Raw genomic sequence first — 12,386 nt, 5'->3', positions numbered from 1 at the left:
GCGCCCCCGCCAAGGCCCTTCCCAGAGACGAAAAAACCCGGCAAAACAGCCGGGTTTCATCAGGTCAGACATGGAGCAGGCTGCCGCCAGAGCCGCGTCACCGGATCACTTGATCCTGGACAGCTTGTCCTGCAACTCGCTCAACTGGCGCTTGATCGCATCCAGATCCTCTTCCCCTTCGCTGTCGGACCCTGCGCTGTCCGGTTCGGGCGTACTGCTGCCCCCGGTCCAACCGCTGGACAATCCCCCGGTCATCGCCTTGAGGAAGGCTTCCTGCTGCGCCTTCATCGCCTCGAACCCCGGCATGTTCGCCATCGGGTTCATCGCATTCATGTTTTCCATCATCTTCGACTGACTGTCGCGCAGCATGTCAAAGGAGCTCTGCAGGAACTGCGGCATCACACCGCCGCCCGGCACCATGTAGCTGCGCACAAGATCGTTCAGCACATTGACCGGCAGCACGTTCTCGCCGCGGCTTTCATGTTCGGCAATGATCTGCAAAAGATACTGGCGCGTCAGATCGTCTCCGGTCTTGAGGTCGACGATCTGCACCTCGCGCCCATCCCGGATGAACCCGGCGATATCCTCCAGCGTGACGTAATCGCTGGTCTCGGTGTTATACAGGCGCCGACTGGCGTAGCGCTTGATAAGCAGGGGCTTTTCCTGTTCCGCCATGTCATACCTCCCCAGACATGATGCATTGCAGAAAACCCTATGCGAGCGCAGAACAAAAGAAAAGCCTCGCAGGGCCTTAGGCGGAAAATGTTCCCCTTCCTGCCCTCAGAGCCTGCAAAAACCGCTTGACCTAAAGTTGGCTTGAACTTTTACACAGCTCCCCCCAACGGCAACTGCACAGGACGGGCTGCGACATGCGCGTATTGCTCTTGGGGGGCACCGGCTCCATCGGAACCGCCATCACGCGGGAACTTGTCCATCATGGCCACTCGGTGACGGGACTTGCACGCTCGGAGCAATCCGCGGCCCGGCTGGCAGAAATTGGCGCCCTCCCGCTACGCGGCAATCTCAAGGAGCCGCAGCGCTGGTCCGACAGGGTGCACCATGTGGATGCGGTGATCCAGGCCGCTGCCACCTTCGAAGCGGATATGGGAGAGACCGACCGCAAGGTGATCACCGAGCTGCTGAACCAGGCGGCCCGGCGCGACACGCCGCTCAGGTTTCTCTATACCGGGGGCTGCTGGCTGTACGGCGCAACCGGAGAGCGGATTGCCGATGAAACCACCTTCAAACGACCAATCTCCAGTTTCGAGTGGATGATAGCGCAGGCCAGGCAGGTGCTCACCGCAAAAGGCGTGTCAGCAGCGGTTCTGCACCCGGCGATGGTCTATCACGAGGATGGTGGCGGCGTTTTTTCCCGCTATCTGGACGCGGCCCGCCGGGAGGATCCGATCGAGGCCTGGGGTGGCCTCGGCACCCGCTGGCCGCTGGTGCATCGTGACGATCTGGCCCGGGCCTATCGCAGCCTGTTGGAGCGCCCGGATCTGACCGGTGAATTCAACGTCTGCGCCCAGTCCGGCGTTCCCGCCCACGAGATCATCAGTGAAATCACCCGTAGACGCGATCACGCCTCGGGCTATGTGGTGCGCACCCTGAAATATGTGCTGTGCAAATACGGCGATTGGGCCGAAGGCCCGACGCTGGATCAGCAACTCTGCGCCGAGAAACTGAAACTCTCATGCGGCTGGGAGCCAGAGCACCGCTGTTTCACCCAGGCAGCCTTTTAAGCCCGAGGTCATTGGCCCCGGACCCGAAACGAAAAGGGCAGGCCCGCGTGGCCTGCCCTTTCATCACATGTTGGCACCGATTGGGAGGAGAGCTGGTGCCTCCATGTGTTGGTTCTTACTTCGCGGCCGCTTTCTTGGCTGCGGTGGTCACCTCTTCGGTGGCCTTCTTCACAGCGGCGGACGCCTCTTCGCTGATGTCCTTACCGGCGGCCATCAGCAGCTCGACGGTTTCGGTCTGTGCCTTCTTGGCGATCTCGGCGAAGGCAGCCATGTTTTCGGCGGCCACTTCAGCGGAGGCGCTGGCGAAATCGGTCGCGGCCTTTGCGTAATCGGCCGGCTCTGCCTGGGCCTTGGAGACGGCGCCCAGCTTGGCCAGGGTGTCTTTGGTCCATTTGGTCGAGATTTCCGCGGACTGCTCAGCGGCGCCCAGCGCAACTGCTGCCAGCTTCTCGTTCAGAGCGGCGGAGTTCTTGAAGGCATCTTCCATGGCTTTGGTGTCCATCGGGAATGCGCCCATCATGTCTTTCATCATCGCAGTAAAATCTTGGGTCTTAGCCATCGTACTGGTTCCTTTCGCTGCAGGATCCGGGACAACCCCGCCTGCCCTTGTCTGAAACCAATATGCTTTCTGCAGCGCAGCATTTCAAGAAATTTCTTGCCGCACTGCAGAAAATCTTCGCAAAGGCTTTAATATCAGGATCTTGCAACCTTGCGCACATAGCTCCCCGGGGCCGCAGCCAGGGGTGGATGCTGCGAATCACCGGGTTCTCGGGCCGGAACCTGCTTGCCGGAGCGCTTCTTCAGCCAGGCCTCCCAGCGGGGCCACCAGGAGCCTTCGTTGAAGGTGGCGCCCTCCATCCAGGCCTCGGCATCGCCTTTCAGATCGTCATTGGTGTAATGACCATATTTGTTGCGCGAGGGCGGGTTCACGATGCCCGCGATATGGCCCGACTGCGACACGATGAAGGTCTTGCTGCGCGATCCCATCTGCTGCACGCCGCGGTAGCAATCCTTCCAGCGGGCGATGTGATCGGTCTCGCAGGTCACCGCCATCAGCGGCACATCCACATCCCGCACATGCAGCTTGTGGCCGAGGATCTCGAAGCCGTCATTGACGAAATCATTGCTCTGGCACAGGCCGCGCAGATACTGGATCGCCATCTTGCCGGGCAGGTTGGCGCCGTCGCCGTTCCAATAGAGCAGATCAAAGGCCGGCGGCGTCTCTCCCATCATGTAGCTGCGGATCGCTGGCGCGTAGACCAGATCATTGGCCCGCAGGAACGAGAAGGTCCGCGCCATGATATAGGAAGGCAGCAATCCATCGTCGCCGATCTGCTCTTCGATGGCATCGACGAAATCGTTCTGCAGGAAGGGGGTGAATTCGCCCTGATCGCCAAAATCGGTGAGCGCGGTAAAGAAGGTGGCCGATTTCACCGATTTGTCGCCGCGCTGTTTCATCAGGGACAGCGTCAGGCTCAGCGTGGTTCCGGCGATGCAATAGCCGACGGCATTCACCTGCTTGACCTTGCAGATCTTTTTGACCTCATCGATGGCGGTCAGGAAGCCTTCCTCGATGTAGTCTTCCAGGCCCACATCCGCATAAGAGGCATCCGGGTTCACCCAGGAGACGACGAACAGCGTGTAGCCCTGCTCTGTCACCCATTTGATCAGGCTGTTCTGCGCCTTGAGGTCGAGAATGTAGAACTTGTTGATCCAGGGCGGGAACAGAATGATCGGTGTTTCATGCACCGTATCGGTGGTGGGGCGATACTGGATCACCTCCATCATCCGGTTGCGAAAGACGACCTCTCCCGGCGTGGTGGCAAGATTGCGACCAACCTCGAAGGCGGTGTCATCGGCCAGACGCACAATCAACTCCCCGTCGTTGGCCTCCAGATCGGCAACGAGGTTCTCAAGCCCCTTGATCAGCGACTGTCCCTCGGTCTCCAACGCCCGTTCCAGGGCATCCGGGTTGGTGGGCAGGAAATTGGTCGGCGCCATCATGTGGATGATCTGATCGGCAAAATAGGACAGGCGCTGCTTGTCGACCGGGTTCAGATCGTCGGCTTCCTCCACCGCGTCACGGATGGCCTCGGCATTGGTCAGATACTGTTGCTTGATGAAGCGGAAGTAGGGGTTCTTGTCCCACATCGGGTTGCTGAAGCGACCGTCCTTCGGCGCTGCGTCGCGTTCCTCCTCCACATGGCCGGTCAGAACCTGCTGCGCTTCGGCGAAATTCAGCACCGATTTGCCCCAATATTCGATCTGATGCTCCAGCATCTTGGCCGGGTTTTCCAGCATCGAGGCCCAGTACGAGGTTGCTGCACGTGCGAACAATTCGTGATTCGGAGCATCAAGTCCCGGATGATGAGGCTTCTTCGAGGCCATCACATCAACCAGCCGCTTGGAGAGTTGTTCTACTTTTTCGAGATTTTCCTTAAGCCGTTCAATGTGTTCAGGCGAAGTTTCGGCATCCATCACGTCGCTTGTTGTCATCTTAAAGAATCCCCCCTACTCTTTCTGCTGTGCAGAATTCTTACCAAAGCAGTCTACGGTAAAGTGACACGAGGTTCTAATCTCTGCGCATCATCCGCCCATGATTTGTGCAATGGGTTGCAGGGCGGACACCGAAAAGGAGCAGCCATGCGCTACATGATGTCCTACGACCTGATGGAAACCGCCCGCAACATGAACCAATGGCTGGGGGCAACGGCCTTGTCGATGGCATCCTACCCGGCCTTTTCCGCCATCCCGAACCCCGCGCTCAGCTGGATGGCAGCCTGGGGCGAGGTGACCGAGCGGACCTTTCAGCGCATGGTGGCGCGCCCCGACTGGGGGATCGGCACCTTCACCTGCGAAGACGGGAAGGACCACACGGTCGAAATCGACACGGTGGTGGAACGGGCGTTTGGAGATCTGATCCATTTCCGCGTCGTCGGCCGCGAGGTGCAGCCGCGCAAGGTACTGCTGGTGGCGCCGATGTCCGGCCACTACGCGACGCTGTTGCGCTCCACCGTCAAAAGCCTGGTGGAAAACTGCGAGGTCTATGTCACTGACTGGCATAACGCCCGCGACATCCCCGTGTCGGCCGGCAAGTTCGATATCGAGGATTACACGCTTTATCTGGTCGACTTCATGCGCGAACTGGGACCCGAAACCCATGTGATCGCCGTTTGCCAGCCCGCGCCACTGACCCTAGCCGCCACCGCTTACCTGGCCGAACAGGACCCCGAGGCGCAGCCCTCTTCGCTGACACTGATCGGCGGCCCTGTGGACCCTGACGCCACCCCGACCGAGGTCACCGACTTTGGCCGCCGCGTAACCATGGGCCAGCTGGAAGAAACCATGATCCAGCGCGTCGGCTTCAAATACGCCGGTGTCGGGCGCAAGGTCTATCCGGGGCTGCTGCAGCTGTCCTCCTTCATGTCGATGAACATGGACCGCCATTCCAAGGCCTTCATGGACCAGATCCAGCGGGTCTCCCAGGGCGAGGCCTCGGATCATGACGCGCACAACCGGTTCTATGATGAATACCTGGCGGTGATGGACATGACGGCGGAATTCTACCTGTCCACGGTCGAGCGCGTGTTCAAGAACGGCGAGATCGCCAAGAACGAATTCGTCGTCGATGGCCACAAGGTCGACATCGGCAAAATCACCGATGTGGCCGTGAAAACGGTTGAAGGCGCCAATGATGACATCTCGGCCCCGGGTCAGTGTATCGCGGCGCTGGATCTCTGCACGGGTCTGCCGGATTCAAAAAAGGCCAGCCACGTGGAGCCGGGTGCCGGTCACTACGGCATCTTTGCCGGTCGCAGCTGGCGCAACAACATCCGCCCGCTGGTGATCGACTTCATGAATGCCAACACGCGCAGCGACAAGCCGAAAGGCAAGCGCGCAAAACCCAAGATCGCGGCGGTCTGACGTCATGGCGACTGCCCCCGATCAATCCGTCTGCACCTTTTCTTGTACGTGCGGCGGATTGCAGGGGCATATCGCGCCCGAGGCGCTGAAAACAGGCACCCATATCGCCTGCTACTGCGCCGATTGCCGCGCCAATGAGATCTATCACGGGCGCCCTGACCCGGCGCCTGATCCGGTAGAGCTGTTTCAGCTGTCCCCCGATGCAATCCACATCACCAAGGGCGCAGAGAACCTGCGCCTGATGCGGCTTGGCCCCAAGGGGCTGTTTCGCTGGTATGCGGGATGTTGCGGCACGCCCTTTGCCAATACCCTGAAGACTCCGGGTCTGCCCTTTGCCGGCATGCGAACCAATCTCTTTGCCCAGCCAGAGATCTTCGGCAAGATCACCACCCGCGCCTTCATGCCCCGTCCGGGAAAGCCTCCGCTGACCAAAGGCGCCCTGTCGATGGTCTACGGCCTCTTCACGCGGATGGTGGCTGCCCGCCTGTCGGGACGCTGGAAGGAGACCCCGTTCTTCGACATCGAAACCGGCCGCCCAATCTGCGAACCGATTGTGCTCAGCAAGGCAGAGCGGACCGCCGCAACCCGGGGTTAACCGGCCGCAGACTGCCGCACCGCAGGGGTGGACAACCATTGCAGCAGGGCGCGCGTGACCGCCTCTGGCTGTTCCAGGCTCGGCAGATGCCCGGCCCCCGCAATGACTTCCAATCTGGCATGGGGGATGAGATCCGCCAGCAACTGGTGCCGTTTCACCGGCGTGAGCCGATCGTATTCGCCGCACAGGACCAGCGCAGGCACATGGCAACGGCGCGCCGCGGCCTGTTGATCCATGCGCCGCTGCAGCGCGCGGCTTTGTGCCACGAAAACATCGCTGCCAAAGGTCAGCCCCATCTGCCGCACCGTCTCAAGGATCGCAGGGCGAGCGGGAGCCGGTGCCAGGCATTCTGCCGGCAGCGCCTTTTCCAGCATCTCCGCCAGACGCCCGGTCCGCGCCCCGATGATCAAGGGCTCCCGTTCGGCCGCCTGGGCCGGGGTTTCCGCCAGCGGCGTCGTTGCCATCAGGCACAGGCGGCTGACCCGCTGCGGCGCACGGCGCATGATCTCCATCGCGATGATCCCGCCCATGGAAAGCCCCGCCAGCGCAAAACGGTCGGGCAGCATGGTCAGGATATGCGCGGCAATCGCCTCGATCCTCTCGCCCCCCAACAGGGGCGCCACGGTGACCGGAAGATGGGCCGACAGCGCTTCGATCTGGGGCTGGAACAGCCGCGCATCGCACATCATTCCGGGAAGCATCACCAGCGGTTCTGTTCCCAGCGGGCTGGATCCAACCTCGGACATCTCGTGTGTCATGCGCCCTACCTTATCGTTACTCCCGCCGAACCATCGAGCTCTCTGCGATCGGAGGTTTCCCATCAACCATGGGCAACAACAGGAAAAAGCGCAAGAAATTTGACCTCAAGATGAGACGGGAAACCCGTTCCAGCGAAAGGCACCATCTTCGGAGAGCGGAGAAAACGGGTTGTGGGCGATCTCCCAGATGTGACCGTCCGGCGCGCGGAAATAGCCGATGTAGCCGCCCCAGAACACCTCTGCTGCGGGGCGCAGGATCTCGGCCCCTGCCGCACGTGCGGCTTCCATCAAGGCGTCCACCTCCTGCGGGCTGCGCAGGTTGTGGCTAAGGGTCATCGCCCCGGTGCCCAGCGCCGCAACCGGCAGGCCGATGTCCTCGGCCAGCTTGTCGAGCGGATATAACCCCAGCGTCTGGGACATCAGATCAAAGGCGATCACCCCATCGGGGCTCTGTGCCCGCTGCCAGCCCAGCGCCTCGTAAAAGGCGGCGGCGCGCTCCATGTCGGGCACCCCAAGGGTGATCAGGCTGACACGTTGCTCCATCACTTCACCTCCAGATCGGAGAGCCAGGACAGGATATCCTGCACCGCCGTATCGGTTTGCCCCGGCGACATCACATCCCCCGCCATCACATGGGCGTAAGGATCATCATCCGGGCCGGGATCACGGTTCTGTAGCTTAACCAGCCCGCCCCAGCGCGCGGCCACCTTTTGCGTCAGGTCCGGGCGCACCACCTGATCCTTTTCAGAGAACCAGAACAGGGCCGGGATGCGCGTCTCTTCGAGCTTCAACTGCGTGACCGCCTTCACAAGTGCGGCCATCGGCATTGCCGCCACCGACGGGTACGATGTGGTCCAGAACCGTTCATGCTCCGGGCTGCGCGCCGGGAAGGAGCGTTCTTTCCCGGCCAGCAGCGGCAGCCAGTGACGCGCAGCGGGCCAGGTCAGCAGGGCGGCCACCGGGTGATTGATGCCATAGTTGGGCGAGACCATTACGATCCCCGCCAGATCGCGCGACAGTTCGGGATCCAGCGCCGCTGCCGTCATCAGCGTGGCCCCGGTGGAGGTGGCAATCACCACCACGCGCTCGCCTACCTTACGCGCCGCCGCCAGCGCCTCGGCCAGATCCTGCATCCAGTCATTGACGGTAGGCTCAGCCATGGCCGAGCCCGGGCGCCCGTGACCGGCCAGCCGGGTATAGACGAGGTTTGCACCCAGCGCCTGCGCCACGCGGTCCGGCACCGGGCGGATTTCCTCGGAGGTGCCCGAAAAGCCATGGATATAGACCACCGAGACGGGCGTGCGCGCCTCAGGCTCCCCCGCCCAGATCACTCGTTTCTCGGTCCCCGGCGTGATATCGGAAAAGGCGCCTTCCACACGTTCAAAATAGGCCGCAACTCCCCCATCGAATTTCGCGGGATCAAACGACGCCTTCAGATCCACAGGTTCATAGGGGCCAAAGGTCCAAAGCCCAGCCCCAAGAACCCCCAGCCCAAGGACGGCCTTTCCCAGCGCCCCCAAGATCCCCTCCATTACGCATCCCCCAGCACATCCAGCACCGCCTTCTCGATCAGTGTCAGGCAGGCCGCATCAGAGAACCGGTGATCTGCATCCTTGACCAGGGTCAGGCGCATATCGGCGCAGTCCGCATGGTCGAGCAGCCGGAGCGCCGTCTCGGTGGAAACCGCCGTGTCGGCCGTCCCTTGCAGGCAGCGCACCGGGAAGGGCAAGCTGAGCGGCGCGCGCAGGACAAGGCGGTTGCGCCCATCCTCGATCATGCGTTTGGAAATCCGGTAGGGCTCCATATAGTCGCTGGGCAGCTCCACATAGCCCTGCGTCTCCAGTTCGGCCTTCTGGCCTTCGGTGAAGCTGGCCCAATAGCCGTCCTCGGTGAAATCCGGTGCGGCGGCGATTGTGACCATCCCCGCAATCCGCTCTGGCCGCACGCGTGCCAGCAGAAGCGCCTGCCAGCCCCCCATGGAAGAGCCGACCGGCACGATGGCTCCATCGGTCAGCGCATCAATGGCTGCCAGCGTATCCTCATGCCAATCGCCGATACATCCCTCTTCAAAGGTACCCGAGCTTTCGCCATGGCCGGAATAGTCGAACCGCAAGAAGGCGCGGCCTTGCGCCTTGGCCCAGGCCTCCAGGTGCACCGCCTTGGTGCCTTCCATGTCCGACTTCAAACCGCCAAGGAAAACAATGGTCGGACCTGTTCCGGCTGTTAGGTGATAGGCGAGCCGCCGTCCCTGAGCGGTGTCCAGATAGTTGGCCGTCATCGCAAAATTCCTTTGTCCTATCCCTGTTTTTCAAAGCACTGCCATGTCCGGCGGCGATTTGCAAAACCAAGGTTTCACCTGCGTGCCGCGAAGATGGCCCAGGACCGCAAGCAACCGCGTTCAGATGCTCAGCGCCAAGATGCGAGAGACTTCAGCAAGTGGCCGATCCGACTCCGCCTGCCAGGTATTGAACGCCTCCTGCGCGGCCAGCATGGCTTTTTTCGAACTGGGCGCGTTTGAACCAACGCCCTCTGCCACCAGCCGGGCAACCACGTCGCGGGTAAAGACATATCCATCGCGTCCCAGATGCCGCAGCACGTAGGCCCCGGTGGTACCGCCCAGCCGAGATCCTTCGGATTTGAGCCACAGCAGGAGTTCCCCGAACCGCGCATCCGGCCAATCCGCGATTTTGCGACCAAATCCGCCTGCCTCAGCCGAGACCTCTTGGATGAAGACCGCGTTTTCCTGAACGGCCCGCACTTTTGGGGCGTTTCGCACGATCCGCCTGTCCTTGAGCAGCGCATCGAACCACTCCTCCGACATCATTGCCACGCGCCCGACGTCAAAGCCCTCGAAGGCCGCAACGATATCGTCATGCTTGTTCTCGATCACCTTGGTGCTCATGCCGGTGGCAAAGATTCCCATCGCCATGGTTTCAAGCCAGATGTGATCGGGCACGGCTGCCACCACGTCCTTGGGCTGCACCTTCGGAAGCTTGGCCTCAACGGCGGCAAGCCCGCCATGGCGTTCTATTGCAATGTCCAAAATCTCTTCAAATCTACGCATGGTCGTCTTTCAATCAAGAGAAACACCGCTGAAGCGTGAACCCGCTCCCGACAAAAGGCAAGACGGGAGACAAATACCTGCATCACAGATGATCCCTACCATCGCCTTCGGCGGCGCCAGCAGCGACCACAGTGGTTGACAGCGGCGGCGCCTCGGTCAAAAAGGGCACAGACACCATAACCCGCAACCGGGCGTTCAGTGGGCGCCAAACCGACGAGGAGCAGCCGATATGGCCCAAATCTCTCTCACCCTTCCTGATGGCAATGCACGTTCCTATGACGCAGGCGTAACTCCTGCTCAGGTGGCTGCCGATATCTCCACATCTTTGGCAAAAAAGGCAATTTCAGCCACCGTCGATGGCCAGCATTGGGATCTGCAATGGCCGATCAATGCCGATGCCTCCATCGCCCTGCACACGATGAAGGACGAAGAGCAGGCGAATGAGCTGATCCGCCACGATCTGGCCCATGTCATGGCCCGCGCCGTGCAGGAGATATGGCCCGACACCAAGGTCACCATCGGCCCGGTGATCGAGAACGGCTGGTATTACGACTTTGACCGCGCCGAACCCTTCACCCCCGAAGATCTGGGCGTGATCGAGAAGAAGATGAAGGAAATCATCAACAAGCGCGAGCCGGTGACCACCGAGGTCTGGGATCGCGCGCGTGCGGTGAAATTCTACGAGGCCAACAACGAGCCCTACAAGGTCGAGCTGATCGACGCCATTCCCGGCGACGAACCGCTGCGCATGTACTGGCACGGCCATTGGCAGGATCTCTGCCGTGGTCCACACCTGCAGCACACCGGTCAACTGCCGGGCGATGCCTTCAAGCTGATGTCCATCGCAGGCGCCTATTGGCGCGGCGACAGTGACCGCGCCATGCTGCAGCGGATCTATGGCGTGGCCTTTACAGGCAAGGAAAAGCTGAAGGCCCATCTCACCATGCTGGAGGAGGCCGCCAAGCGCGATCACCGCAAGCTGGGCCGCGAAATGAACCTGTTTCACATGCAGGAAGAAGCCCCCGGTCAGGTCTTCTGGCACCCCAACGGCTGGAAGGTCTACACCACGCTTCAGGACTACATGCGCCGCCAACAGGAACGCGGCGGCTATGTGGAGGTGAACACGCCGCAGGTGGTGGACCGCAAGCTGTGGGAGGCCTCGGGCCACTGGGACAAGTACCAGGAGAACATGTTCATCGTCGAAGTGGACGAGGACCATGCCCGCGAAAAGGCGGTCAACGCGCTGAAGCCGATGAACTGCCCCTGCCACGTGCAGGTCTTCAACCAGGGTCTGAAATCCTACCGCGACCTGCCGCTGCGCATGGCCGAGTTCGGCTCCTGCGCACGCTATGAACCCTCGGGCGCGCTGCACGGGATCATGCGGGTGCGCGGCTTTACCCAGGATGATGGCCATATCTTCTGCACCGAAGACCAGATCGAAAGCGAAACCGCCCGTTTCATCGACTTCCTGTCGAAGATCTACGCCGACCTCGGCTTCCATGACTGGACCATCAAGCTCTCGACCCGCCCGGAACAACGGATCGGCTCGGACGAAAGCTGGGACTTCGTGGAAAAGGCGCTGGGCGATGCCTGCAAGGCGGCCGGCTATGATTACGAGATCCTCGAGGGCGAAGGCGCCTTCTACGGGCCGAAGCTGGAGTTCACCCTGACCGACGCGATCGGCCGGAACTGGCAGTGCGGCACCCTGCAGGTGGATCCCAACCTGCCGGAACGGCTCGATGCGACCTATATCGGGCAGGATGGCAACAAGCATCGCCCCTTCATGCTGCACCGGGCAACGCTGGGCTCCTTCGAGCGTTTCATCGGCATCCTGATCGAGGAACACGCAGGCAAGCTGCCCTTCTGGCTGGCGCCGCGTCAGGTGGTTGTGGCCTCCATCACCTCGGAGGCGGACGATTACGTCAATGAAGTCGTGCAGACCCTGCGCGATGCGGGCGTGCGCGCCGAAGCGGATATCCGCAACGAGAAGATCAACTACAAGGTCCGCGAGCACTCGGTGGGCAAGGTTCCGGTGATCCTCGCTGTCGGCCACCGCGAGGTGGAAGAGCGCACCGTTTCCGTGCGCCGCCTGGGCGAAAAACAGACCAAGGTCGAAAGCCTGGCGGATGTAACAAAGGCCCTTGGCCGCGAGGCAACACCGCCTGATCTTCTGTAACATTTGGCGCAGATCAATCGCTTCTTCCGGCTCCCACCTGGGGGCCGGTTTTCGTTTGGGGCGCAAATTCCCTTTAAACACTGACCCTTGAATGCATTTCACCTGTCACGGGTTCTGACGCACGCGT

The 12,386-nt window shown here is 61.3% G+C and carries 12 protein-coding genes; 4 read left to right on the top strand and 8 right to left on the bottom strand.

Annotation, left to right across the window (positions count from 1 at the left end; translation table 11 throughout):
• Nucleotides 1-105: 105 nt before the first annotated feature.
• Nucleotides 106-675, bottom strand: a complete 570-nt coding sequence (gene phaR, locus PXK01_RS05655) for a polyhydroxyalkanoate synthesis repressor PhaR (RefSeq protein WP_274846647.1) — start codon at nucleotides 673-675, stop codon at nucleotides 106-108.
• A gap of 194 nt (nucleotides 676-869) precedes the next feature.
• Between phaR and PXK01_RS05650 the strand changes: the two genes are divergently transcribed.
• A complete protein-coding gene (locus PXK01_RS05650) occupies nucleotides 870-1,742 on the top strand; it encodes an NAD-dependent epimerase/dehydratase family protein (RefSeq protein WP_274859202.1) in 873 nt (290 codons plus the stop codon).
• Between the two features lie 115 nt (nucleotides 1,743-1,857).
• Here PXK01_RS05650 and PXK01_RS05645 read toward each other — a convergent pair whose 3' ends face one another.
• Both PXK01_RS05645 and PXK01_RS05640 read right to left on the bottom strand, forming a co-directional pair.
• Nucleotides 1,858-2,301, bottom strand: coding sequence for a phasin, PhaP (locus PXK01_RS05645; protein WP_274859201.1), 444 nt, complete (start codon nucleotides 2,299-2,301; stop codon nucleotides 1,858-1,860).
• Nucleotides 2,302-2,435: 134 nt separating this feature from the next.
• Complete coding sequence (locus PXK01_RS05640) at nucleotides 2,436-4,238, bottom strand: PHA/PHB synthase family protein (protein WP_274859200.1); 1,803 nt, start codon at nucleotides 4,236-4,238, stop codon at nucleotides 2,436-2,438.
• A 147-nt stretch (nucleotides 4,239-4,385) separates the two neighbouring features.
• Between PXK01_RS05640 and phaZ the strand changes: the two genes are divergently transcribed.
• Both phaZ and PXK01_RS05630 read left to right on the top strand, forming a co-directional pair.
• The gene (gene phaZ / locus PXK01_RS05635; protein ID WP_274846643.1) at nucleotides 4,386-5,666 is read left to right on the top strand and encodes a polyhydroxyalkanoate depolymerase; all 1,281 of its coding nucleotides are present in this window, start codon (nucleotides 4,386-4,388) and stop codon (nucleotides 5,664-5,666) included.
• Nucleotides 5,667-5,670: 4 nt separating this feature from the next.
• The gene (locus tag PXK01_RS05630) at nucleotides 5,671-6,261 is read left to right on the top strand and encodes a DUF6151 family protein (protein ID WP_274859199.1); all 591 of its coding nucleotides are present in this window, start codon (nucleotides 5,671-5,673) and stop codon (nucleotides 6,259-6,261) included.
• On the opposite strand, the gene PXK01_RS05625 is transcribed toward PXK01_RS05630, so the two are convergent.
• The 5 genes from PXK01_RS05625 to PXK01_RS05605 all read right to left on the bottom strand — a co-directional run bounded on the left by PXK01_RS05625 (nucleotide 6,258) and on the right by PXK01_RS05605 (nucleotide 10,083).
• The gene (locus tag PXK01_RS05625; protein ID WP_274846641.1) at nucleotides 6,258-7,019 is read right to left on the bottom strand and encodes an alpha/beta fold hydrolase; all 762 of its coding nucleotides are present in this window, start codon (nucleotides 7,017-7,019) and stop codon (nucleotides 6,258-6,260) included. The two genes, PXK01_RS05630 and PXK01_RS05625, sit on opposite strands and share 4 nt — an antisense overlap.
• A 105-nt stretch (nucleotides 7,020-7,124) precedes the next feature.
• A complete protein-coding gene (locus PXK01_RS05620) occupies nucleotides 7,125-7,562 on the bottom strand; it encodes a VOC family protein (protein WP_274859198.1) in 438 nt (145 codons plus the stop codon).
• A complete protein-coding gene (locus PXK01_RS05615; protein ID WP_274846639.1) occupies nucleotides 7,562-8,551 on the bottom strand; it encodes an alpha/beta hydrolase in 990 nt (329 codons plus the stop codon). The genes PXK01_RS05620 and PXK01_RS05615 overlap by 1 nt, the downstream gene beginning before the upstream one ends.
• Nucleotides 8,551-9,297, bottom strand: a complete 747-nt coding sequence (locus tag PXK01_RS05610; protein WP_274859197.1) for an alpha/beta fold hydrolase — start codon at nucleotides 9,295-9,297, stop codon at nucleotides 8,551-8,553. Before PXK01_RS05610 ends, PXK01_RS05615 begins: the two co-directional genes overlap by 1 nt.
• A gap of 120 nt (nucleotides 9,298-9,417) precedes the next feature.
• Nucleotides 9,418-10,083 carry a DNA-3-methyladenine glycosylase I gene (locus PXK01_RS05605; RefSeq protein ID WP_274859196.1) on the bottom strand — a complete coding sequence of 222 codons (666 nt, stop codon included), beginning with the start codon at nucleotides 10,081-10,083 and terminating at the stop codon, nucleotides 9,418-9,420.
• A gap of 229 nt (nucleotides 10,084-10,312) precedes the next feature.
• Between PXK01_RS05605 and thrS the strand changes: the two genes are divergently transcribed.
• On the top strand, nucleotides 10,313-12,259 hold the full coding sequence (gene thrS, locus PXK01_RS05600) for a threonine--tRNA ligase (RefSeq protein WP_274859195.1): 1,947 nt from the start codon (nucleotides 10,313-10,315) through the stop codon (nucleotides 12,257-12,259).
• Nucleotides 12,260-12,386 lie beyond the last annotated feature (127 nt).

The organism is Phaeobacter sp. PT47_59, from assembly GCF_028890025.1.
Taxonomy (GTDB): Bacteria; Pseudomonadota; Alphaproteobacteria; order Rhodobacterales; family Rhodobacteraceae; genus Phycobacter.
The sequence above is the reverse complement of the archived record's forward strand: the minus strand, read 5'-3'. Positions and strand labels throughout refer to the sequence as shown.